Origin of the sequence: Thalassolituus sp. LLYu03, assembly GCF_050507655.1 — a bacterium.
Lineage (GTDB): Bacteria > Pseudomonadota > Gammaproteobacteria > Pseudomonadales > Oceanobacteraceae > Venatoribacter.
Window position 1 is genome coordinate 1,589,521 of the sequence record NZ_CP191496.1, and the last position, 22,537, is coordinate 1,612,057.

Annotated in this window: 25 protein-coding genes and 1 other RNA gene; all 26 read right to left on the minus strand. The window is 55.3% G+C overall.

Going from position 1 to position 22,537, the window contains the following annotated elements:
• Positions 1 to 27: 27 nt before the first annotated feature.
• Complete coding sequence (locus tag ACQUQU_RS07265; RefSeq protein ID WP_430462576.1) at positions 28 to 987, minus strand: AgmX/PglI C-terminal domain-containing protein; 960 nt, start codon at positions 985 to 987, stop codon at positions 28 to 30.
• Complete coding sequence (locus ACQUQU_RS07270) at positions 987 to 1,493, minus strand: ExbD/TolR family protein (protein WP_430462577.1); 507 nt, start codon at positions 1,491 to 1,493, stop codon at positions 987 to 989. Before ACQUQU_RS07270 ends, ACQUQU_RS07265 begins: the two co-directional genes overlap by 1 nt.
• Positions 1,490 to 2,005: an ExbD/TolR family protein gene (locus ACQUQU_RS07275; protein WP_430462578.1), complete on the minus strand. Its 516-nt coding sequence runs from the start codon at positions 2,003 to 2,005 to the stop codon at positions 1,490 to 1,492. Before ACQUQU_RS07275 ends, ACQUQU_RS07270 begins: the two co-directional genes overlap by 4 nt.
• An 11-nt stretch (positions 2,006 to 2,016) precedes the next feature.
• Entirely contained in the window at positions 2,017 to 2,664 is a 648-nt protein-coding gene (locus ACQUQU_RS07280; RefSeq protein WP_430462579.1) for a MotA/TolQ/ExbB proton channel family protein, read from the minus strand.
• A 63-nt stretch (positions 2,665 to 2,727) separates the two neighbouring features.
• Positions 2,728 to 3,033 (minus strand): hypothetical protein, encoded by a 306-nt coding sequence (locus ACQUQU_RS07285; RefSeq protein ID WP_430462580.1) that lies wholly within the window; start codon positions 3,031 to 3,033, stop codon positions 2,728 to 2,730.
• Positions 3,030 to 3,653 (minus strand): tetratricopeptide repeat protein, encoded by a 624-nt coding sequence (locus tag ACQUQU_RS07290; protein ID WP_430462581.1) that lies wholly within the window; start codon positions 3,651 to 3,653, stop codon positions 3,030 to 3,032. Before ACQUQU_RS07290 ends, ACQUQU_RS07285 begins: the two co-directional genes overlap by 4 nt.
• Entirely contained in the window at positions 3,634 to 6,450 is a 2,817-nt protein-coding gene (locus tag ACQUQU_RS07295) for a tetratricopeptide repeat protein (RefSeq protein ID WP_430462582.1), read from the minus strand. The genes ACQUQU_RS07290 and ACQUQU_RS07295 overlap by 20 nt, the downstream gene beginning before the upstream one ends.
• Positions 6,443 to 8,452 carry a hypothetical protein gene (locus ACQUQU_RS07300; protein WP_430462583.1) on the minus strand — a complete coding sequence of 670 codons (2,010 nt, stop codon included), beginning with the start codon at positions 8,450 to 8,452 and terminating at the stop codon, positions 6,443 to 6,445. Before ACQUQU_RS07300 ends, ACQUQU_RS07295 begins: the two co-directional genes overlap by 8 nt.
• 5 nt (positions 8,453 to 8,457) lie before the next feature.
• The gene (locus tag ACQUQU_RS07305; protein ID WP_430462584.1) at positions 8,458 to 8,958 is read right to left on the minus strand and encodes a hypothetical protein; all 501 of its coding nucleotides are present in this window, start codon (positions 8,956 to 8,958) and stop codon (positions 8,458 to 8,460) included.
• 7 nt (positions 8,959 to 8,965) lie between these two features.
• A complete protein-coding gene (locus ACQUQU_RS07310) occupies positions 8,966 to 9,421 on the minus strand; it encodes a hypothetical protein (RefSeq protein WP_430462585.1) in 456 nt (151 codons plus the stop codon).
• A gap of 23 nt (positions 9,422 to 9,444) precedes the next feature.
• Positions 9,445 to 10,068, minus strand: a complete 624-nt coding sequence (locus ACQUQU_RS07315; RefSeq protein ID WP_430462586.1) for a hypothetical protein — start codon at positions 10,066 to 10,068, stop codon at positions 9,445 to 9,447.
• Positions 10,065 to 10,787, minus strand: a complete 723-nt coding sequence (locus ACQUQU_RS07320) for a hypothetical protein (RefSeq protein ID WP_430462587.1) — start codon at positions 10,785 to 10,787, stop codon at positions 10,065 to 10,067. The genes ACQUQU_RS07315 and ACQUQU_RS07320 overlap by 4 nt, the downstream gene beginning before the upstream one ends.
• 130 nt (positions 10,788 to 10,917) lie before the next feature.
• Positions 10,918 to 12,099 (minus strand): vWA domain-containing protein, encoded by a 1,182-nt coding sequence (locus ACQUQU_RS07325; protein WP_430462588.1) that lies wholly within the window; start codon positions 12,097 to 12,099, stop codon positions 10,918 to 10,920.
• A 7-nt stretch (positions 12,100 to 12,106) separates the two neighbouring features.
• Positions 12,107 to 12,949, minus strand: a complete 843-nt coding sequence (locus tag ACQUQU_RS07330) for an AAA family ATPase (RefSeq protein WP_430462589.1) — start codon at positions 12,947 to 12,949, stop codon at positions 12,107 to 12,109.
• A 117-nt stretch (positions 12,950 to 13,066) separates the two neighbouring features.
• The gene (locus tag ACQUQU_RS07335) at positions 13,067 to 15,286 is read right to left on the minus strand and encodes a VWA domain-containing protein (RefSeq protein WP_430462590.1); all 2,220 of its coding nucleotides are present in this window, start codon (positions 15,284 to 15,286) and stop codon (positions 13,067 to 13,069) included.
• Between the two features lie 23 nt (positions 15,287 to 15,309).
• Positions 15,310 to 15,981, minus strand: coding sequence for a YEATS-associated helix-containing protein (locus tag ACQUQU_RS07340; RefSeq protein ID WP_430462591.1), 672 nt, complete (start codon positions 15,979 to 15,981; stop codon positions 15,310 to 15,312).
• A gap of 226 nt (positions 15,982 to 16,207) precedes the next feature.
• Entirely contained in the window at positions 16,208 to 16,561 is a 354-nt protein-coding gene (locus tag ACQUQU_RS07345; protein ID WP_430462592.1) for a hypothetical protein, read from the minus strand.
• Positions 16,549 to 16,989 carry a YcgN family cysteine cluster protein gene (locus ACQUQU_RS07350; RefSeq protein ID WP_430462593.1) on the minus strand — a complete coding sequence of 147 codons (441 nt, stop codon included), beginning with the start codon at positions 16,987 to 16,989 and terminating at the stop codon, positions 16,549 to 16,551. The genes ACQUQU_RS07345 and ACQUQU_RS07350 overlap by 13 nt, the downstream gene beginning before the upstream one ends.
• Positions 16,986 to 17,270 carry a YcgL domain-containing protein gene (locus ACQUQU_RS07355; RefSeq protein ID WP_430462594.1) on the minus strand — a complete coding sequence of 95 codons (285 nt, stop codon included), beginning with the start codon at positions 17,268 to 17,270 and terminating at the stop codon, positions 16,986 to 16,988. The genes ACQUQU_RS07350 and ACQUQU_RS07355 overlap by 4 nt, the downstream gene beginning before the upstream one ends.
• Entirely contained in the window at positions 17,251 to 18,432 is a 1,182-nt protein-coding gene (gene rnd / locus ACQUQU_RS07360; protein WP_430462595.1) for a ribonuclease D, read from the minus strand. The genes ACQUQU_RS07355 and rnd overlap by 20 nt, the downstream gene beginning before the upstream one ends.
• Positions 18,425 to 18,961: a hypothetical protein gene (locus tag ACQUQU_RS07365; protein ID WP_430462596.1), complete on the minus strand. Its 537-nt coding sequence runs from the start codon at positions 18,959 to 18,961 to the stop codon at positions 18,425 to 18,427. The genes rnd and ACQUQU_RS07365 overlap by 8 nt, the downstream gene beginning before the upstream one ends.
• 3 nt (positions 18,962 to 18,964) lie before the next feature.
• The gene (locus ACQUQU_RS07370) at positions 18,965 to 19,291 is read right to left on the minus strand and encodes a YbaB/EbfC family nucleoid-associated protein (RefSeq protein ID WP_430462597.1); all 327 of its coding nucleotides are present in this window, start codon (positions 19,289 to 19,291) and stop codon (positions 18,965 to 18,967) included.
• A gap of 22 nt (positions 19,292 to 19,313) precedes the next feature.
• Positions 19,314 to 21,227, minus strand: coding sequence for a DNA polymerase III subunit gamma/tau (dnaX, locus tag ACQUQU_RS07375; protein ID WP_430462598.1), 1,914 nt, complete (start codon positions 21,225 to 21,227; stop codon positions 19,314 to 19,316).
• Between the two features lie 82 nt (positions 21,228 to 21,309).
• Positions 21,310 to 21,406, minus strand: an RNA gene (gene ffs / locus ACQUQU_RS07380) — signal recognition particle sRNA small type.
• A 72-nt stretch (positions 21,407 to 21,478) separates the two neighbouring features.
• Positions 21,479 to 22,066: a hypothetical protein gene (locus tag ACQUQU_RS07385; RefSeq protein ID WP_430462599.1), complete on the minus strand. Its 588-nt coding sequence runs from the start codon at positions 22,064 to 22,066 to the stop codon at positions 21,479 to 21,481.
• A 95-nt stretch (positions 22,067 to 22,161) separates the two neighbouring features.
• The gene (ybfE, locus tag ACQUQU_RS07390; protein WP_430462600.1) at positions 22,162 to 22,431 is read right to left on the minus strand and encodes a LexA regulated protein; all 270 of its coding nucleotides are present in this window, start codon (positions 22,429 to 22,431) and stop codon (positions 22,162 to 22,164) included.
• Between the last annotated feature and the right edge of the window lie 106 nt (positions 22,432 to 22,537).

A 22,537-nucleotide genomic window follows, 5' to 3' on the forward strand; every position in this document is an offset into this window, starting at 1 on the left:
GCGCGCGTTAAACCGCGCGGACATGTACTACGGCATAAACCGGATCGGATATTCCGCCACTGTAATGTCGATGCCTTTGCGGGCATCAAACTGCATCTGACGACACTTGGACTCGATGCGCTTGATCAGGCCATCGTCCTTCAGCTCGCTCTTGATCACGGCACAGCTTGATACGCTGCCGTTCGGTTGAACTTCCGCACGTAAAGTAAGCGAACCTGCGAGTGCCGGGTTTTTACGCAAGGCACTGCGGTACAGCCGGTCGAAATTCACCTTGTTCGCCTCAAACACCAGACGCAACTCTTCCTGCGAACGAGTGGTTGCAGCGGCTTCGGCTTCCTGCTGCTCGGCCGTCATTTCTACCGCGGTCACCTGACGTTCGCCCAGCTGTTCACCAACGGTGGTCTTGGTCAGCGTGGCCACATCCACACCACCCGATGTCCGGGTAGCAGCATTGCGGTCGATGACGGTGCCCACATTGGTCGCTGCGCTGCCGGCATTCGACAAGCCTTTGCTGGACGTATTCAGGGCGGCAATCGGCACCTGAGTGCGGATGCTGCTGAGTGCGCTCAGCGCTTCGTTACCGAAAGCTTTCTTCGCGGTCTCTTTGGCCTGCTCACGTTTTTCCTTAGGCGCTTCTACCTTAGGCTTCGGTTGAGGTTTTGGCTCGGGCTTAGGTTTAGGCGGCTCCGGCTTGGGCTCAGGTTTTGGCTCAGGCTTAGGTTCCTCTTTCTTTGGCTCGGGCTTTGGCTCTTCCTTTTTCGGCGGCAACGGCTTCGGCACTTCGAGTTTCTTACGCTCGATCACTTTTGCCAGTTGCGGCGGCAGTTTTTCCAGCTCTTTGCGGTCGATGTCCGGCAGCTGAATAAACGGAATAATCAGGCCGCCCACCAGAACGATCAGCATCAGACCCACCAGAACTGGCAGGAAGCGATGCTTGTCGTCGCCATCCGTCCACGGCAGTTGAGGTGCACGATAATACACGGTCATCAGGCACCTCCCTGTCCGGGTTGCGACTGATTCACCGCCAGCGAAATATTGTTGAATTCCGCCTTGGCGCAGGTGTTCATGACCTTTTTCAGCAGCGTGTAGGAAATCTCCTTGTCACCCATAATGGTGACCGGGCGCCCCTGTGCTTTTTGCTCGGCCGACAGTGGCGTACGCGACGCCAGGTACTCAAGCTCTTTGCTCAGCGCCGCAATGACATCCTGCTCGGATTTAGCGGCTTCCGCGGTGCTGATAATGACACGGCCCTGAACCAGAATATCGGCCGTACTGATCATGACGGTGACGTTTTCCGCAGGCTTACTGTCTGCTACCGACACCGGCAATTTGATCGAGTCGTTATTCTGCACTTCGACCTCTGACTGGTTCACCATCAGGAAGAACACCAGAATGGTGAAAATATCCATCAGGGCCGTCAGGTTCAGACCACTTTTATTGGCATTGCGCTTGTGATTACGCTGCATGCGCTTGGCGCGACGTGACATTTTCATGGCGTCACCTCCCCTTCGCTACCGGGTGCATCGCCAAGCGAGATTTCCGGAAACAGGGTTGCATCCACCAGTGATGCCGCCACGACCGCCGGATAAATACGCACGGTATCCATCACAGTGACCAGCGTCTGGTAATCAATGCCGGGCTCGGACAGTAAGCTGATGTCTTTTTTATCCTCAAACCCAGGATTCTTTTTAATATCCTGCAAGGTTGTGGACAGACGGCTGTAGTCGAAGGCCCCATCTTTCTTGGGCAGAAGAGCAAGCGATTCGGATTTTTCCTGATAAGTACGGGTTACTTCAAAACCGTCCTTACGGATCACCACTTCAAGCGAAACATCCTCTGGATTCACAGCACCCGGCTGATCGCCCAGCGGCAACTTGAGATCGAGCACCGCCAGTTGCGAGAACACCATGTTCATCAGCAGTACCGGCACCAGTACGATCATCAGGTTCATGAAGGATGTAACGTTGAGTTCCGCCTCTTCCTGTATACGTTTTTGGCGTCTCATGGGCTTACATCTCAGTTGCCGTTAGGGGTCTGACCTGGTTTGCGCTCGGTGATGATGTTCAGGAATTTCACGCCGGCCATTTCAATGCTGTCGACGATCTCGTTGGTTTTGGTCTGCAGAAAGCTGTGCAACAGAATCAGCGGAATAGCCGCCATCAGACCAAAGGCCGTGGTGTTCATCGCCACAGAAATACTCTGTGACAGCAGAGCGGCTTTCTCAGCAGGAGCGGCATTGGCCACCGCGGTGAAGGCGGCGATCAAACCCATAATGGTACCCAGCAGGCCCATCAGGGTGGCGATGTTGGCCAGCGTTGCTACGTACTGAGTACGCTTTTCCAGTTGCGGTATGGCTTCCATCAGGCCTTCTTCCAGCGCGTATTCAATTTCTTCGCGACGCTGACTGCCAGGAATGCGGGCAATGGCCGCCGAGAAAATATCGCCGATTTTGGTACCTGAACCATTGGCGTAATTCAGCGCGTTACGCAAATCGCGCTTTTGCAGCATCGGCAGCATTTCTTCAAATGCACGACGGTTGCTGGATTTTTCTTTCATCAGAAACAGCAGACGTTCGATGGCAATGGCCAGGCCAACCGCCATAACGAAGGCGATCGGGTACATAAATGCACCGCCTTCCTGAAAGAAGCGAATAATAGTATCCATAAATATCCCCCAATGGTTTGTGTCGCCGTTATTCAGCGTATTGTGTTTTTAAGTATTCAACAGTCAGCGGTTGGCATCCGTGAGCTGGCGCAGCTTTTCTGCATCCGGCTTCAGCGGTGCGTATCGTTCCGCGTAGCGTAATTCCCGGTTAAAGCTCTGGCGATCCGTTTCGCTGAGCCATTGTTGCCGGTAACTGGAAACAGGCTGATACAAGCGGCCTGTGCCCGGTGGTGGCTGCCAGGGTGTAATGTAAAGCACGTTGGGTTCTTCACTGTTGCCCTGAATGGAAATCCCTTCCAGTCTGACCACATTATCTGCTGCCGTTACTGAACTGATCAGCACACACAACAGTGCGATAAATTGTTTCATGAACCATCCCCCGCCACCTGCTCGGCATTACGACGCTCCAGATCGGTAATCCACATGGCGATGGTTTCGTCCGGGGCTGCATTCATTGTCTGCACCTGAGCGTACTGTTCGAGTGCTTTGGGCAGGTCGTGCAGATACAGATCGTACAGAATGCCGAGATTATACCGGGCATTAACGTCCGCCGGGTTGCATTGAATGGCCGACAAATAACTCTTTTCCGCTTCTTTAAACTGTCCCAGTTCGCGTTCATCCAACCCGCGCACCGAATAAGCCGGACAAAATTCCGGATTTATTTCCTGTGCCTTGCCAACACTGCTCAGGCTCTCAGAAAACTTCTCCAGCCGGTATTGTGCAACGGCCAGATTCAGCCAGTTACCCGGATACTGAGCGTATTGTTCGGTCAGGCCCGTCCAGTGCAATTCAGCCGCGTCATATTCGCCGTCTTTCAGCAGCGCCAGCCCTTCGTTGTAGGCTTCGATCAGCTCAGGAGGCAGCGGCATTTTAGCGGGGTCGGTATCCACAATTTCCGGCTTCGGCTGAAACAGGCTGCACCCGGACAGCAGGCTCAGGCAAAAAACAGCCAGCAGCAGCGGACGGCGGTTATCGGATCTGGTCGACATAGGTCACCGCCTTTTCCTGTTTGTTGTATTGCCCCGGCATTAACTCGCCCAGCGACCGGTAGCTCTGTTTAATCCACTGATCATACAGGCCGTCGTAGGTACGGCCGACGTTGGTCTGGTGAATTTCAATGGCGGCTTCGTCCAGCGGAAACGCCTGCTCTTCCAGCAGGAACTGATATTCCTCCGCTTCAACATCATCCATACCCGCTGGTCGTTCCGATTTCATCAGGGCCTGGCTGAGCTGTTTGTACAGTTCGCCAATACGGAACGTCGATGACGTGGTGTATTCCAGCGAGCCGATCTGCACGGCCTGAGTGTACCGCTTCAGCGCCGCCTGCATGGCGGCATTTTTGCGGGTTACGCTCTTGTCCAATGGCAGCGTGAGTGCGATTTTTTCATAGCGGCCGCGCTCAAATTCACCCAGATCGTAAGCGGCTTTTGACGCCAGATAGCGGGAGCGGTCAGTCTGTTCTTTGCCGGCCTTGGAGTGCAGCGTAATGATCTGATCCAGCCAGAAACGGCGTTTTTCTTCATCGCCTTCGGCCGCGTAGATCTGATCCAGTTTAAAGTGCGCTTCAATCGCCGCATCGAATGGCTTCTTGTAGCTGTGTGCGTAGCGCTTATACATGGTCACAGCATTGTCTTTGTCGCCGGCCTTTTCGAAATATTCGGCGGCCTGGAAACAGGCAACCCGCTGCTGTTCCGGATCGGTACCATCTGCCCAGATGCGTTGCAGTTCAAACGCTGCTTTTCGCCACTCGCCCTTGTCTTCATAAGCCACGATCAGCTTGGACGGAATGTCTTTGGTTAATCTGTGCTCAGGGTAATCAGCGCGGAATTTCAGCAACACTTCAATCGCCTGATCGTAATCGTGGTTTTCCATCAGCAAGGTCGCGGCGTCGTATTCGGCGCTGATGCGGGTGTCGCTTTCCGGAATTACCGAGGCCAGACGGCGCCAGTGCACAACCGCACCGGGGAAATCGCCCTGCGCTTTCGCCAGTTCACCCTGCTTGTAAATGGCGGCGGCTACTTTTTCGCGCAGCTCCTGTTTTTCTTTGCGCGAAATGCGGCTGTAGCCCTGCGCTTCCAGCAATGCCTGCTCGGATTCGGCGTACTCTTCCAGTTCGAAGGACGCATGACCGCGCACCAGCGCCGCACCATAGCGATAGCGTTCATCCAACTGGCCTTCTGCTGCCCAAGCCAGACGGGAGGTGGTCAGAGCCTGACTATAATATTTGTCTTTCAGCAGCATTTCTGCGGTATTTACCAGCACCACGCCGGTACGGGTGTCCTGCGGAAATTCCTGCACAAAGCGCAATGCGCTGGCCACCGTCGCCTGACGCCACGCCAGCGATTCGGCTTTTGCTGGCCGGTATTTATTGAATGACAATATCGCGGCGTATCCGGCCTCTGCGGCTTTTTCATAAGCCGGATATTGGTAGGCAACAATTTCGTAGTGATCTTTTGCCAGCGGATACTGGTTCAGCTCGGTGGCAACTTCCGCCAGCAGGAAATGCGCTTTGACCGTGTCGTCCGCCGCCGGGAAGCTGCGGATATATTCGATGTACCAGCGCTCAGCCTCAGTCAGACGTTCCTGTTTGTCGGTCGATTTTTTCGCGCCTTGTCCCCAGGCATGCCAGAAGCCGGCAAGATCCCAGATATAGCCCGACAGGGTTTTGGTCAGCTGATCGCGCATCGCATCGGTATGGGTGTTCCAGTACGGCGTGCCGACACCGAACATGGTGTTGTAAATTTCTTTGTGCTTACGCGCCAGATCCGGATAACGGGCTTTCTGATAACCCGCAATCAGACGTTCATAATACGAGGGCGCCAGTACGTCATCCGGGTAGCGCAATACAAACGCGCGCAGCGTAGAGGCACCGCTTTTGTAGTACTGCTTGTCGTAATACAGCGTGGCCAGACGGTCATACACCAGATATTCGTAATGACGCTTGCCGTGGGCGTCGAAGAACTGGGCAATCTGTTCCCAGTCGCCCATATCGTCGAACATGATCGCCATAATGCGCAGGATATCGTTGAGCATATCCAGATCACCGCCGGTGGCGCCGGTCAGCGCTTTGGTGTCCGGATATTGTTCGTCCAGTAATTCTGTAAAGGCGACCAGACTGTCTTCGAGGCGATCCTGTTTGAAAATCGCCCAGCCTTTCAGGTAGCCGGCACTGATGTAGTACTGGTTGCCATCGGCGCCATACAGGCGCAGGCGCTGATAGGCTGCTTCTGCGGCTTCGTAGTCGCTGCTGGCGTACAGCAGCTGACCAAGGCGGAATTCACTTTCCAGATAATATTCAGAGCGCGGAAATTCAGTGACCAGCTGTTCGAGCGTGGCAATGGTCATCTGCATGCGGCCGGCCAGACTGTAGGCTTTTGCCAGCTGATACAGAATCGCATCGTTGTCAGTACGGTCCGGGAAGCTTTGCAGCAGATTTTCGTAATCACGAATGGCCGTCATTGCCGCTGCACGTTCTTCGCGGGTGGATGCCGCACTCTCACTGACCTCGTCCGTCAGGCTGAGCTCCTGCTCTTCTTCCTGCAATTTCAGGTTGGCAATGCGATGCGAAACCCGCACACGCATTTCCGGATCGGTCGCTACATCCAGATATTTCTGGTAACGGTTAATAACGTCTTCGTGCGAGGTTTCCAACGGATCGTTGGACAGCAGGCGAACCTTCAACAGGGGGATGGCGCCCAGCGTGTTCTGATCTTCTTTTGCCGGTGCGAAAAGACTGCAACTGGACAGCAGCAATGGCAGCAGCAGTGCGAACCCTACTTTATTCATGGGCCACCTCCTGCGCATCGCTCGCTGGTGTTTCTTCCGGAGAAACGGCGTCCGGCTGCTGTGCATTTTGTGGTTCATCCTGAGACTGCGTGTCGGTGGACGGTTCTGCAGGTGTATTGTCTTCCGGCTCGTCCAGCGGTAATTCGGCGATGTTTTTCTGCAGCGCGTCGTCATACAGGCGCGCAACTGATAAGCGGGTTTGCGCCAGATAATCGGTGATGCGCACGGTCAGGCTGTCGAGGTAGTCCTGAATCTGACGTTGAATGCCAGCCTGCTCAGCGTCACGCAGACGCGCCAGCTGCGCTTTTTGCTGCGCAAGCCGTTGCTGCATGGTGATGACTTGTTGCGGAAAACCTTGCCAGCTGCTGTCCGCCCAGGTTAATGCGGCGCGGGTATTATTGAGCTGCTCCTGCAGATCACTGATGTCCGATTGCAGCGCCCAATACGCATTGTTGGCCTGCCATTGGCGCTCGGGTTTGAATTCGTAGATCTGCCACAATTCCAGACCACGTGCACGACGCCAGCGCTCTTTATAGGTCAGCAAATCCCGTGTTGGCGTTGCAATTTTCTGCAGTGCATCGACATTGGGCACGACACGCTGCAGGCGCTGCACATTCTGCTCATCCGCAGACGATGCGTAGGCAAATACCTTGTTATCTTCCGCAGCCAGACGGGCACTTAAGGCATCAAGGACAGACGACAAGGACGCACGGCGTTGCTCCAGTGCAGCCAGCTGTTTTGCCCCCTGCACCGATTTAAGCGCCTGCTGGCGACGGATCAGTGTGTCAGACCACAACTGCATATCGGCCTGCTGCTGCTCGGTGGCCGCCAGCATGGCGGTTAATTCATGCAGACGAAATGCCGCTGAGGTAAATGCTGAATCATCCAGCAGTGCCTGCAGGGTGGCCGACAATGGCGTATCCGGCATATCGGTAATACGCGTGCGCTGCCAGCCCCACTCACCATCCTGCATTGCCAGCCACTGACCCAGCCATGCATTAATAACAGCGGGTTTATTCTGTTCGCCCAATTGATCGAGCAGCGATTGCAGGCGGCCTTCGACCATTTCATAGGTTTTAAGCGATTGTGTTGTGGCGTTCAGCAGCTCAAGTGCGTGTGGCACACCCAGCACGGATTCCATGACAGCCGGGTGAAATGGCTGAAAACGTTGCTGCAGAATCCGCCAGGGCTGAAGTGCTTCTTCGTAGCGCCATTGTTCAACCAGCGCCCAGCCGTATTGCAGCAATCCGGGAGCCGCAAACGGACTGTCCTGTGACATCTGCGCCAGATACGTTTCGGCTTCTTTTGCCTTGCCGGTTTCCAGTGCGTGAATACCGGCAACCAGTAATACGCGGTCCTTCAGTGCCTGACCTTCGTAATTTTTTGGCAGGTAATAAACGGCTTCTTCGACCAGCTTGCCCAGGTCTCGCCCCGGCGTGTACAGGCGCATGCGGGCAATGATGAGGTTGTATCGGGCGTAGCCGGTCCAGATGGAGGCGTCCGGCATATTGGCCAGCTGATCCATGGCGTCGTTAATTCGATCCTGATGCGCCAGTGCGCTGACCAGAATATAACGGGCCTCGTCGTAGTATTTGGCACTCAATGCCGGAAGACTGACCGAACTGAAGGCGCGCTGAATGGCCAGTTCACTGTCTTCGTAGCGCCCCTGAGCAAACAAAGCGCGGGCGACATAAAACCAGGAATCCGCCGGTGCCGACAATTCGCGTACATCACGGAAAATACCTGCCGCATCATCCGTCAGGCCCAGTGCCAGCAAAATAGCGGCTTCCATCAGCCGGGTTTCACCCGATACTGAGCCTTCCAGCGTTTTAAGGCGGGCAAGGCTATTGAGCGCCGGCTGGTAGTCGTCGTTCAGGTAATGAAAATAAAAGGCACCCTTTTCAAGGCGCAGCAGTGGGTCGGACACGGCGTCGTCTGCCAGCGTATGCAACGGCAGCAGGCACAACACAGTCAGGGCGAATGTCCGCAGGCGATGAATCATGCAAATTACCAGAAGCGCAGCTCAGCTGACGCCGACTGGCGTTCGTTATTGTCGTTGATCACCACTTCCATCAGCAGTGGCTTGTCGGTTTTTTCTACCGTCTGCTCTACCACCAGTTCGCGGTTCTGACCCAGCTGATCTACACCGCGCACGACTGCGCGCAAGGCGTGGCGCCCCGGCCCTAAATTCATTTCGGCCAGAGGCTGTACCGCCCCCAGACGCAGCGCCGACACCTGACGTTCGGTGTAAATGTGATGCACAGGCGTCATGCCTTCTGCCGTCACTTCGATTGACAGAGGTTCAAAAAACTCGCCGTGCAGCAGCGAAAGATAAAGCGCGGCGCGCGTGGTGGCCGGACTCAGCAGCGCATCTTCCAGCGCATACAGGTCTTTGTTGAGTTCGAGCACAGAGCGTTTTACACCGGCAATATCGCCGGCAATCTGGGCGTCTTCTGCCGCAGCAAAGGCAGAGATCACAAATAATGCGAGGGCAGCTGTACGTTTCATATAAACCTCACGGTTGACTGACCAACTGGGTGCTAACCCAGCTGGCCATCACTTGTTCTACGTCACTGAACCGGCGTTGCAGATTGCCGGTGAATAAATAATCCAGAACGCCGTCGGCGCTGATCAGCATGACCGCCGGGCGGGGTTCAAACTGCCATGCGGTTTGCCAGCGACCGTTGTTCTCTAACACCGGCAGGCGCATGCGCGGCGGCACATCTTCTTTGTAAGGTGTCCAGATCACCCAGCTGACCAGTCCGTCTATGGCGTGGCTTTCAGCCAAAAGCTGATAATGCGCCAGCGACTCTTCGCAACGGTTGCAGCGGTTGGTCCAGATGAGCATCACCGGACGGCCTTTCTGTTCGGCCAAACGTTGCCCCCAGCTGCCGACGGCTGACGGCAGAGTGAAATCCTCCACCACTTGTCCGGGTAATAAATTGGCCGATTGGGCCTGAACCTGTGTCACTACGCCCAATAGCGGGATGAAGCTCAGAAGGATGAGCCGAACGATACGCCCCATTGCGCCCCCGAATTCACGTCAATGGCTTTCAGACGGCTGTCGTCGCTGGCGTACAGGCGCCAGCCGGTTGCCACCCAGAAGGAATTGGTCTGCACCTGCCAAGACAGGCCAAGTCCGGTATAGCGGCCAGTGGTTGAGCCTGTGTCCTGGCGGCCGATCAGGCCTTCCAGTGCGACCTGCCATGGAAAGCTTTTACGGCCGTTGAAACTGCCAGCGCCTTGCATAAAGGCATAACCAACGCCGCCCGCCAGAACGGTCGCCGTTTCATTGGCCTCAAGCAGCACGGTACTGCCCGATGACAGTTCTTCAGAGTTAAAGGGTGCGTACTGATATTCGCCGAGCACGTACCACTGCTCACCGGCGAACCAGTGGATATTCAGGTTAAGTCCCATGCGGGCGCTGAGGTTTTCCTGCGACTGATGCACAAGCCCGATACCCCAGGTGCCGTGGCGCACATCAACGGCCTCTTTCTCCGTCAGTTCGGCGGTTTTTACCTGAGGTGCATAAATCTCCTGCACCTGAGCTGAGAATGCCTGAGGCGACAGAAACAGTCCGAGCGAGAGACCGGACAACAGGATGGTAAATGGCTTCATAGCGCAAGCGTCCAGCTGAGGGCGGTGAAGGGATTGAAAGCATCGGTGCCGCCGATCGCCTGTTCAGCACCAAAGGCGGCGCTCACAGCCAGCGTCTGGCTGAGGTCAAAACGGAAGCGGGTGGATGCCGTAAGCAGGGCAACACTGGTGTCGGCATGGTCGTCCCAACGCGAGCTGTCGGCATTCTGCAGGCCTGTTCCTGCCATCAGCTCGGCAGACCAGATAAAGTGTTCTTTGCTGACCAGCGCGCGGGAGGCGCCCAGCAGCAGCCGCTGCTGAGTGGCGTTCCCCTCGCCGCCGACACTGGCTTCTGCAATCAGGGAATATGGGCCCGTCCACTGCCACTCCAGGCCGACACCTACATCTCCGAGGGTATTGGCCGCAAAGGATGTCGACCAGCGGCCAGTGCGGGAGACGTCGTTCAGATACCATATTTGCGCCGGGGTGCGCCCTTCGCCCGCCTGCAGGCTTGACGCCGGCAGCCAGCCTTCGCGGCGACCATCAGACAGCAGTACCCAGCCGGATTGCAGGGCAATCACCGACAGTTTGGTATCCGCAGGAATTTCATAAACAACAGGAAAGGCGTTGCCCGGGCCTTTATGCAGGGCATAGGCCGTGTTTTCGGCGTGCGCAAGCGCACTGCACAGTGTGAGAATGGTCAGGCATCCGCCACGGCAAAAACGCGCGCAGACGGACAGAATGTTCCCCAAAGCCAACATGGGTGGCAGCCCTATTTTATGTTCTAGTTATCGGGCATCCGTGCCGTTTTATCGCTGCATTGTCCTACAGCTTCTTAGTATCAATCAATCGGAACATGCGTACCAATAACAGCATGATCCCCTCTGGCCGTTACTTGCTCAGGTAGCGTATGGCCTTTTCAAGGCCTTCCAGCGTCAGCGGGTACATATGCTGATGCACAATGTCACGGATCACCCCCAGCGAACCGCCCTGCCCCCAATACGATTCCGGGGCCGGATTGAGCCATACCAGATTGCTGTAATGGTCGGCCATGCGCTGCATCCAGACGGCGCCCGGCTCTTCATTCCAGTGCTCAACGCTACCACCGACATGGGTGACCTCGTAAGGCGCCATCATGGCATCGCCGACAAAAATGACCTTATAGTCAGGCCCGAACTTACGCAGGATTTCCCAGGTGTCGGTGCGCTGATTGGTGCGGCGGATATTGTTCTTCCACACCGATTCGTACAGGCAGTTATGGAAGTAAAAGGTTTCCATGTGCTTGAACTCGGTACGCGCGGCGGAGAATAACTCTTCGCACACCCGCACGTGCGGGTCCATCGAGCCGCCAATATCAAAGAACAGCAGCACTTTTACGCTGTTGTGGCGCTCGGGCACCATCTTGATATCCAGAAATCCGGCATTGCGCGCCGTGGAGCTGATGGTGTCGCCGAGATCCAGCTCTTCCACGGCGCCCTGACGGGCAAACTTACGCAAACGGCGCAAGGCAACTTTTACGTTGCGGATGCCCAGCTGAATGTTGTCGTCGAGATCTTTGTAGTTGCGTTGTTCCCAGACCTTAATCGCCTTTTTATGGCGGGAGCGGCCCTGCTCGATGCGAATGCCTTCAGGGTTGTAACCATTGGCGCCGAACGCGGAGGTGCCGCCGGTACCAATCATCTTGTTACCGCCCTGATGGCGTTTGTGCTGTTCTTCCATGCGCTTTTTAAATTCATCCAGCACTTTATCGAGGCCGCCCAACGCCTCGATTTTGGCCATATCTTCTTCCGACAACATGCGTTCAAACTCTTTACGCATCCAGTCTTCAGGAATATTGGCTTCCGCCATAAAGTCAGGCAGCGCGTCCAGCCCATGAAAATAGGCAGCAAACGCTTTATCGAATTTGTCGTAGTGTTTTTCGTCTTTCACCAGCACCAGCCGGGACAAGGCGTAAAACTCATTCAGGTCAGCAAAAGCAACATGCGCGCGGACGGCCTCGACCAGATCGAGGTATTCACGCACTGAACAGGGAACGCGTGCTTTGCGGACAGACTGGAAAAAATCGATCAGCATGCCGGCATCAGCCTTTGCGGCGACTCATGAAAGCCAGCTTTTCGAGCAGCTGAACGTCCTGCTCGTTTTTCAGCAAGGCGCCGTACAGAGGCGGAATCGCTTTGGTGCTGTCGGCATTGCGCAGCACATCCGGGCCAACGTCATCGGCCATCAGCAGCTTCAGCCAGTCGATCAGTTCTGAGGTGGACGGCTTTTTCTTAAGGCCAGGGACTTTACGCACATCGAAGAACACATCGAGTGCTTCGCGTACAAGTTCTGCCTGAACCGACGGGTAATGAACATCGACAATCGCCTTCATGGTCTCGCGATCCGGGAAATCGATGTAATGGAAGAAACAACGACGCAGGAAGGCGTCCGGCAGTTCTTTCTCGTTGTTACTGGTGATCAGAATGATCGGACGCTGCTTGGCGACAATGCGTTCCTGCGTTTCGTACACATAGAACTCCATTTTATCCAGCTCAAGCAGCAGGTCGTTCGGGAATTCGATATCGGCTTTGTCGATCTCATCAATCAGCAGCACCACCGGCTTGTCGGCGGTAAAGGCTTCCCACAGTTTGCCTTTCACAATGTAGTTCTTGATGTCGTGCACTTTGTCGACACCCAGCTGAGAGTCACGCAGACGGGAGACTGCATCGTACTCGTACAAACCCTGGTGGGCCTTGGTGGTACTTTTGATGTGCCACTGGATCAGTTCAGTGCCCAGAGACTCAGCCAGCTGCTCGGCCAGCATGGTTTTGCCTGTACCAGGCTCACCCTTCAGTAACAGAGGACGCTTGAGTGCGATTGCTGCGTTCACTGCCATCTGCAGCTCTGGAGTGGCGACGTACTGCTGGGTGCCCTGAAACTTCATGCTAACCTCGAAATGAAAACGATCGACAAATCAGGCCAGCAGTATAAGGAGGGGGGTGATTATCGGCAAGGTATCGCCCCGCCGCCGCCAGACACTCGGCGGCGGGTAATAACCGGTTTATTTCTTATCGTCGGTATCGAATTCGCCCCAGTCATCGTCCGGACCGGTGGCATCTTCAGGGTCAGGGTCGATGGCAAAGTCATCGTCCAGTGACACATTGATGTTGGTGTCACTACCCATCGAGCTTGGCGACTGTACCGGACGCTCTTCAGGCATCGGGATATCTTCTTCCGCAGCGTCACTGAAGGAATCGAAGTCGCCAGAGAAATCTTCGTCTGTCAGCGCCTCACCGACACTGGCAAGTCCGGGCGCTCCGGACGAGACAGGTGCTGGCATATCAGCAGGCTTGGCTTTCCGTTTTTTCAGGAACCACCAGGCACCTGCCCCACCGAACAGCGCCAGATTGCCGACCGCAAGCAATACGTAAACCCACCATGGCAAACCATCGTCGGCGACCTCCTCAACAACGGGTTCCTCCCCTGCCTGCTCAGCAAAACGCTTAGCCAGATCCGGTGCTATTTCGGCCCGTGGTGGCTCAGCAGGTTCTGCAGGCGGCTCATCTGGCTCGGCCTTGGGCTCTTCCACTCTGGGCTGATTGGCCTCAGGCCCAGAAGGCTCGCTAACCTGTGCTTCGTCGATCTTATCTGGCTGACCACCCTGCGGCTCTGCCGCTTTTTCTTCGCTGCTCACGGGTTCGGAAGCTGCCGTATCATGGCCGGCACCGAGCAGAGGGAAATCACGGATCACGTCATCCGGCTTGGAGCGGAAAGTAGCCCCCGAGCTGGTTACGCCACGAATATTCAGCACAACCTCATAGTGCCCAGGGCCTTTATCCGGCGTCAGATCCATTTGCCAGGCATTGGCGGCCGGATCAAAGGTCATGGTATTGATGAGAGAGCTGGCATCAGGACTGGTGATTTTGGCAATCACACGGCTCAGGCCCGTATCCACGTTGTCGCTTTCCGCCGACACCCGGATGTGAACCCGTTCTTCCTGCGGAAAGTCCGTAACAGTAACCGCCAGCGGTTCCATAAGACTGGCGGTCAACAGCTGGCGGCGCTGGAATGTGCGCCCCACAGCGGTGACTTCGAACTGATATTCGCCAATCTGGGACAGACGGGTCAGAGATTCTTTGAACACACCGTCTTCAGGCAGATTTTCAGGGTCAGAAAGCAGCTTACTGCCGGATCGCCCGTCAGGCGCCGTTACTTTCAGCGTGAAATCCGTGAGAGAAAGAATGGCTTTTTCTGCAACCGTATCGCCACTGTTTTTCAGGGCCATTTCGAGTTCAATGGGATTGCCTGAAAACAGGCTGTTCGGCAATCCGGTCACGCTGAGACTCAGATCAGAAAGAATCTGCACGCGATTGTCCGGATCCAGATCGGCGTCGGCCTGCCACTCGCCAGCTTCTGGCTCCGACACCGTGATAAGGTCGAAATTCACGTCCTGATGCCAGCGCACTTTGTCATCCGCCATGCCGGACGCAATCGCCTTGCCGGAAGGACTGATCAGCCGGGTTTCTTTGGCGCCCGGACGGCGGAATATCAACGCTGTGAATTCTTTAACACTGTCGTCGATGGTGAATTTATTGTCCGTCATCGGTACCTGTTCGGCCGGCACCGCACGATCAAAGGCTTTCAGAAAGGCTTTCAGCAAGCCGTCGGAGTCGGATGCTTCGAGATACATCCCTCCGGTTTCGAGAGCAATCTGCTGCAGCAGTTTTTTATCCGCCTGATCGGACAGCGCAACCGTGTGAATTTTTGCACCCGCCGCTGCGTATGCAGGCAAAACGCTCTTGAACAGACGAATGCGTTCAGATGCATTAACGTCTTTACCGGCGACCGCCGGCATGTCGATTTTGCCATCAGTGAGTAAGATCAGGCTCTGATTAAAGCCGCTGTCGGCAGCGAGCTTCCAGGAGGCTTTCTCCAGCGCGCCGGTCAGATTGGTAAACAGCCCGACTGAATTAATCGACGTCGCTTCTTTTTTCGCCAGTGCGCGCCACTTGCTATCAACCGGCGCCAGCGGCACCAGCATGTTGACGAACTGACCGAATGTCCAGACACCGCCCTGTGCATTGTCAGGCAGGAGTTCAACGAGAAGATTGACGGCGGGAATCCGCAAGTTAGCGGGATCCGTTTCTTTCATGCTGCCGGATATGTCAACCAGAATGCGGACATCCGAGGGTTTTGCATCCTCAGCGGATGCCAGAGGCGAGAGAATGAACGACAGGAGTGATGCAAAAATCACCCCCGACAGCCAACGATCCATCATCATAAGCGCTCCCGGGGGTTACAAAATCAAAGCTGGGATTCGAGGACGCGACGACCCTTCTCGGTGATGTGCCAGCGAACGCCATTTTTACCGCTGACCTTGCCGGCCAGACTGCGATTTACCAGCACATGCAGCGTTTTGAGAACGGTAGACTCTTCATGATTGGATTCACGGCAAACACCTGCCAGCGAACGGAAGATAAAGCGGCCGGACGACAGGATTTTCAGGACCTGAGTCGAGGTCACATCAAGTTCATCATTCGCCTGAGACACCTGAGGATCTTCCTGAGCGGCCATATCCTGTTCGGTTTCGGTGTCAATCAACGGCAGCAGTTCACTCTGAATAATGCGCAGATTTTGCTGAACTTCTTCTGAGCGCGCTTTGGCCACCTGAGCTTCGTTAAGGATGCGATCCGACAGATTGTCGATAAAAAAGCGGCTTAACAGGGCCGAAATCAGACAGAAACCGGTAAAAATCAGCAGGCGACTTGGATCCCCCTGGCTTTCGAGTACCAGTTCACTGTTGACCATATCCAGCACCACCGGCACCAGAAACGAAGCACCCACACCTACGACAAGGAAGCGTGGCAGACTTGCAGCGTCCGGATCCTTGTCGCCATAAAGATAGTAATTTACCAAGCCCCCAAAAATGCCAGCCAACAGCATTACAGTTGCCAGAATGAAGATATGATTAGCCATAATCCAACCTCTCATCAATCAGAGAGCAGTAATCTGCTTCTGACCCGATTACTCCACTGACGGATAACCCCCAAGTTAAACACATGCCCGGAATCACTGACGTGATTGCTGAACACTCCTGTTTTAAAACTAGCAAAGAATTAGGGGTTAGCCAGAAAAGGAATAAAAAAAGTTTTTTCTAAGCTGCGGACCAGGCATAAAAAAAGCGGGCTCTGCCCGCTTTTAATTAACGATCGTTTTCTGTTTTCTCTTTCATCCATGCGAGGAATTGCCGCACACCCAAAATCACCAGTCCGGTACACAAGCCCCCCAGCAGCCAGGTTACTGAATACATGGCAGATGCCAGCCCACTGCCCAGCAGAGTGAATGGGAATACCACAAACGCTGGCGCGAAGAACGACGAGCCGGCGGCCACTGGCGCTGGCGTAAACAGCAAAACCGCACCGAGTGTGTGAAAAAAGCGACGCACGTCACTGTCTTCCCTGAGCCAGAAAAACAGATACCGCCAGCAACGGTAACCAATCAGGGCAAACACCAGATATCCCGCCCACGCCGGCAGGTACTCCATCAGGCCTTCCATATAATTCGATCCTGCCACTCATCTTCAGAAATCTGATCATCCGGAATTCCTTTGTCGCGCAGCGAAATTCCGGCCGTGTGTACACTGTCCGGATCTCCGGATACCAGTGGATGCCAGTCGAACAGAGGTTTACCCTCCGCCAGCAGGCGATACGCACAGGTCGGCGGTAACCAGAAGAACATTTCCGCCTGCTCCGGCGTCAGCCAGACGCACTCTGGCACCTTAATGTTGCGCTCCTGATACACAGAGCAACGGCAAGCGGATTTTTCCAGATATCGGCAATGTACGTCGGTGTAATACACCTCGCCGGTATCTTCATCCTCAAGCTTATGCAGGCAACACAAAGCACATCCGTCGCACAAAGATTCCCACTCTGTGCGGGTCATCTCGGACAGTTTCTTTTCCTGCCAGAAGGCTTTGGCGCTCATTCTTTATCCAGCTTGCAGAACAGGTCGAGCATGTACTGCTCTTTGGGTGGTGGCATCTGCAGGTAGTAGCCTTTGGACTCCAGCGATTCCAGAACTTTTTCTGCATCAGCCCGGGCGAATTTCTTCTCCGGGGTAATGATCAGTGTCATGGCCAGTTCCGGCTTGCCGAAAATCTCATACAAGGCTTCCGGCACGCGGGTCAGGCCGTCTTTACGGCTGACGTACAGATAGGCCTCGTCCTTTTTGCGGCTTTTGTAGATATCACACAATACTTTGGTCATGACTCACTTTACGCAGCGCGATCACTCGCGTCTGATCCTGCAAAATCTGAATTAAATAATCACCGATTTCCGCCTTGCGCCAGCCACTCAGACTGTCGGGAAGGCGGAAAGGGCCATTCGGGAAGCCGGAGCGCACCAGCGACTCCAGCGCTTTTTTTCGGGCCAGCAATTCTGGAGGAATGCCGAGCATTTCCGCCTTGGAGGCGACGGCCTCTTTCAGCAACTTGAGCCACTGCCCTGCCTGTGGTGACAATGGCCTGTCGAGTTGTTTTGGCCAGGCGTTCTTGTCGGCGGCCATCACCTCATCAACGATATTCAGCAGCGTATCGCCATCCTCGCGGATAATGGCCGGAGATACTCCGGCCTTGGCTAGCTGCTCTCTGTGCCGGGACTTAAAGCGCGCGATATTCCACAGAGCATTGTCGTCCACCACTTTATTGCGCGGCACGTTGCGCTCACGCGCTTCTTCTTCACGCCAGAGCACCAGATGCTGCAACACCAGCAATTCCTGCGGACGCAGCTTCCAGGCCATTTTCACCCGGCGATAATAGGCACCCGCTTTTTCGCTCTTCTCCGCACCCAGCAGCAACTGGTCACAGTCTTCCGACAGCCAGTTTTGGCGGCCGAGTTTTTTGAGCATCGACATCAATTTCGGATAAAGCCGATAGAGATAATGCACGTCTGCTACGGCGTATTCGACCTGCTCCTCACGGAGTGGACGCTTAAGCCAATCAGAGCGGGTCTCTTCTTTTGGCAAATTGATGTTAAGAACTTCTTTTACCAGACGCTGAAAACCCATCACGCCGCCGAGGCCGGCAAAGGCTCCACCCAGCTGCGTATCCGCCAGCGGCGACGGCATCACGCCGGTCAGGCGGCGACAAACTTCCAGATCTTCGGCGCAGGCGTGAAACACTTTCACCACCAGAGGGTGCTGGAGTACTTCGGCAAACGGAGTCCAGTCGCGGATCTGCAGCGGGTCGATCAGAGTGCAACCTGTGCTGTCCGCGATCTGCACCAGTCCTGCTTCCGGGTAAAAGGTGGTGGTGCGGATAAATTCGGTATCGACAGCCAGATAGGGTTCGGTCAGCCAGCGCTGACAGGCGTCAGACAATGTTTCATCCGATGTAATCCACACCGGCTGAGGGATTTTCAGTTTACCCATCGCCGCACTCTCCTGTTGTGTTTACACCGGGCTCATCCGCTCGTTCAACGGAGCAGTCGCTGTCCGCTAACAAGGTGCGGATAAAGTGTTCCGTGGCGGCTGCTTCCACCGATTGGCGAAAGCAAAGCTTCAGATGTTCTACGCTTTCCTGCCGGATGCGGGAGTGCAGCGCCGCCAGTCGTATCTGTCCGGGCCCGATACCCGCCGAAGGCGACAATAAGCCATGCAGCACAAAGGGTTTCAGGCCCTGCTCGCGCAGAAGCGCCCAATCTGTGATGTCGGCAACCACCCATAAGGTATTGTCCGTTTCCGGATGCTGACAGTCGGAACATAAGTGATGCTCTGCAAGACAGAAACAGCGGCTGCACAGATGAAGCTGCGCCCGCGCGGCCGTCAATGCCGTGGCAAGCTGACTGCCTGGGTCGCTCGCCATGGTCGCCAGCGCCAGACGGGCAGCCGCTTTTGGTCCGATACCCGGAAGGGCATCAAACGCCTGAACAAGATCAGTGAAAGCGGCCGGCAAAGTCATGAATCAGAACGGCAGTTTCATACCGGCAGGTAAGCCCATGCCTGAAGTTACTTTCGCCATCTGCTCCTGGCTCTGCTGTTCAATTTTACGCACCGCGTCATTAACCGCAGCCGCCAGCAGGTCTTCCAGCATTTCTTTGTCTTCGGACATGACAGAGTCGTCCAGCAGGACGCGTTTAACGTCATGACGGCCGTTCATCACCACTTTCACCAGACCTGCACCGGATTCGCCGGTCACTTCTGCATCAGCAATCTGCGCCTGCGCTTTCTGCAGTTGTTCCTGCATCTTTTGCGCCTGCTTCATCAGGTTGCCCATTCCACCTTTGATCATAGGTATCTCCTGTTTAACTGTTTTAACTGACCGGACGCACGGTGTCGTCCAGCACGTTAGCGCCGAAATCGGCGAGAATTTTCTGCACCAGCGGATCGCCATCGATGGCCTGACGGGCGCCATACTGAGCTTCGGCCTTTTCGCGCTGGCGCCGCTGCTCGGGTGTTTCACCGCGCGGAGACTGCAACTGCATCATAATGCTGACACCGGGCAGCAGCTCCTGCAGGGCATCCTGAATTCGTTGTTGCTGCGCCGCGTTAAACAGCGCGCCCTGCACCGGGTCGACATCAAAGTACAACTGATGGCCATCGACCGCGATCAGCGCACTGTTACGGGCGATCGCCATTGGCAATCCTGCCAGTTTAAGGCGCGACACCCACTGCCACCACGTATGAGGCAGCAGAGGCAGGTCCTGAACCGCGGCCGCCGTGTCCTCTTTTATTTCTGGATTCTGCGCTCCGCTCTGCTCACCAGATGACTCTGTGGTGAGCGCCTGCGGAGAATCCGCTGCTGGAGCCGTGACCGGTGAATCGTTCGAGTTGGAAGCCGGCTCAGCTTCCTGTACGGCATTCGCTGCCGGCGGCTCATCGCTGACGTCGCCAGTATCAAACCGATCATCCGCATCATAAGTTGGCAAATCAGCCGAAACGTCGGTGTGGGCTCCGAAAGCCGCAGACTCGGTATCAACAAGTACTGAAGGCTCAAGATCCGCCGCTTCAACTGTCGCTACAGTTTGGGTAGGCGCCGCAATTTCGACAGACTCAGCTGTTTGAGCGTTAATCTGAGACGGCTGAGCTACTGACTTTTTTTTTTGAAGCGCAGAGGTCAAGTCAAGTTCAACCGGAGCGGTCGGCGCCGGGCGAAACGCCAGCATGCGCAGCAGGACCATTTCAAACCCCTGACGCGGATCCGGCGCATGAGCAAGATCGGAACGGCCGGACAACGCAATCTGATAATACAGCTGCAGATCTTCAGGCTGCATCGCCATCGACAATTGCAACACCGCATCACGATCACCCTCGGCGTTATCAATTGCATCCGGAACCACTTGCCCCAGCGCAGCTTTGTGCCAGACAGACATCAAACCCTGCAGCACTTCATCATAATCCGGTGCATGCTCGGCCATGGAGGCAACTTCAGCCAGTACATCAGCCGGCTCCGCCTTGGCCATGATTTCAGCCAGTTTGAACAAACGTCCACGATCCATGGTACCGAGCATGGCGTTGACCTGAGCCTCGCCAACCGAGCCTTCTCCGTACGCAATGGCCTGATCGGTCAGACTTAACGCATCACGCATACTGCCCTGCGCAGCGCGTCCCAGCTGCCAGAGTGCGGGCTCTTCGTACGAAACTGACTCGGCCTCAAGCACCTTGCCCAGATACGACACGATGCGCTCCGGGGTCATGTTCTTCAGACTGAACTGCAAGCAGCGGGACAACACAGTGACCGGCAATTTTTGCGGATCTGTAGTGGCCAGCAAAAATTTAACGTGGGCAGGAGGCTCTTCGAGGGTCTTCAACAGGGCATTGAAGCTGTGCGTCGACAGCATATGCACTTCGTCGATCAGGTAGACCTTGAAACGACCGCGGGTCGGCGCGTACTGGACGTTGTCCAGCAGTTCACGGGTGTCTTCTACCTTGGTGCGGGATGCCGCATCGACCTCAATCAGATCGACAAAACGGCCTTCGGCGATTTCACGGCAGGCACTGCATTCGCCGCACGGACGGGCGCTGATGCCTTGTTCGCAATTCAGGCATTTCGCCAGAATACGGGCAATGGTGGTTTTACCCACGCCGCGGGTGCCGGTAAACAAATACGCGTGATGCAAACGCTGCTCGTTGAGCGCATTGATCAGAGCTTTGAGCACGTGCTCCTGCCCCACCATTTCATCAAAGAAACGGGGGCGCCATTTTCGGGCAAGTACTTGATAACTCATGAAATTTCCGGCACCGGTCTGCATGCTTTGACGGGCATGATACCTTGTCAGAAATGGAAAGTCAGGAAGATTTGGAGATGACCTCTGCCAGCCACACCCCGGCACACGAGTCGGTCACTACCGTTGCTCCCTTCCGGGCCTGGCGGGGTTTGCGACGTATCGTTGCGAGGGGACCGGCAGAGGCCACCATAACGGCCGACTGCTTGTCGGGAGGCGGCACATTAACGAAAACGGACTTTAATATCAAGCAGTTACTGCTCATCCGCTAAGCTGGATTGCGCAGCACGCTGACGCTCAGTCGCAGCAAAGCGACGCAACGCATACTGCGGACCCAGCATTTTAGGGCGCGACAGATAATCCGACACCGAGCCGGAAATCCGCTGCTCCTGCGATTCACCAACAAAATACAACCGCAACATGGCTTTATCAGCCTGTGCGAGCTGCTCTATCTGCGGCAGGGAGGCATCGAAATAGTGACACATCAGCTCGCCCAGCAGCTCATCCTTGCGCCAGCCGAGGCCAACATGAGCACCATCAATGTACAAAACCAGGGGTTTTGAGGCGTCCAGCACACGTGCTTTCCGGTCACACAACTGAACGGCATAGCCCGACAAGTCAGATACCGCACCCAGCAACAGAGACGGCTCTCCGTAGAGCGCCACCAGAGCATCGTCCGTGTTTTCGTTGCCGGGAACATTGATCACCGGCAGATCTTCTGCCGTAGCCGCCGGATTTTCTTTAACCACAGAGCATCCCGACATGGCAGCCATCAAGCTCGCCAGCAGGACTAAGAGACAGGTCAATACAGGTGTTCGCATCCTTGCACTCATTTCAGACATTACTAAGCAATCCATTAATGAAGGAAGTCTAATGAACGAGCGTGCAATTCTGCAAATGCTTTAGCGGAAAGACTTACGTAAAGAAGACGTAAGCATCAGAGATGCAGCCACTGTTTCAGGGCCAGCTCGACAACATCCGCACGACTGAGCTCAAGATCATCACAGACCTTATCGAGATGTTTCACCACCTCTTCCTCGAGCTTGATTTCCAGACGTTGCAAGCCATTCAGACGATCCCGCTGCCGCTGGACGCGCTTATTAATACGACTTTGCTGAGAGCGATTGTACGGATTGCTGCGCGGCCGACCAGGACGGCTGGGCGCAAACATATCGATCGTTGTGCGATCTTCGGGCTGAATAGACATGGATTTCCTGCGATCAAAAAGCGGCGCAATTATCCCAGCGCCACATCAGCTTGCCAACACAGGTTGAGCACAATACTGTAGCCTTTTTGCATCATCTGACGGACAC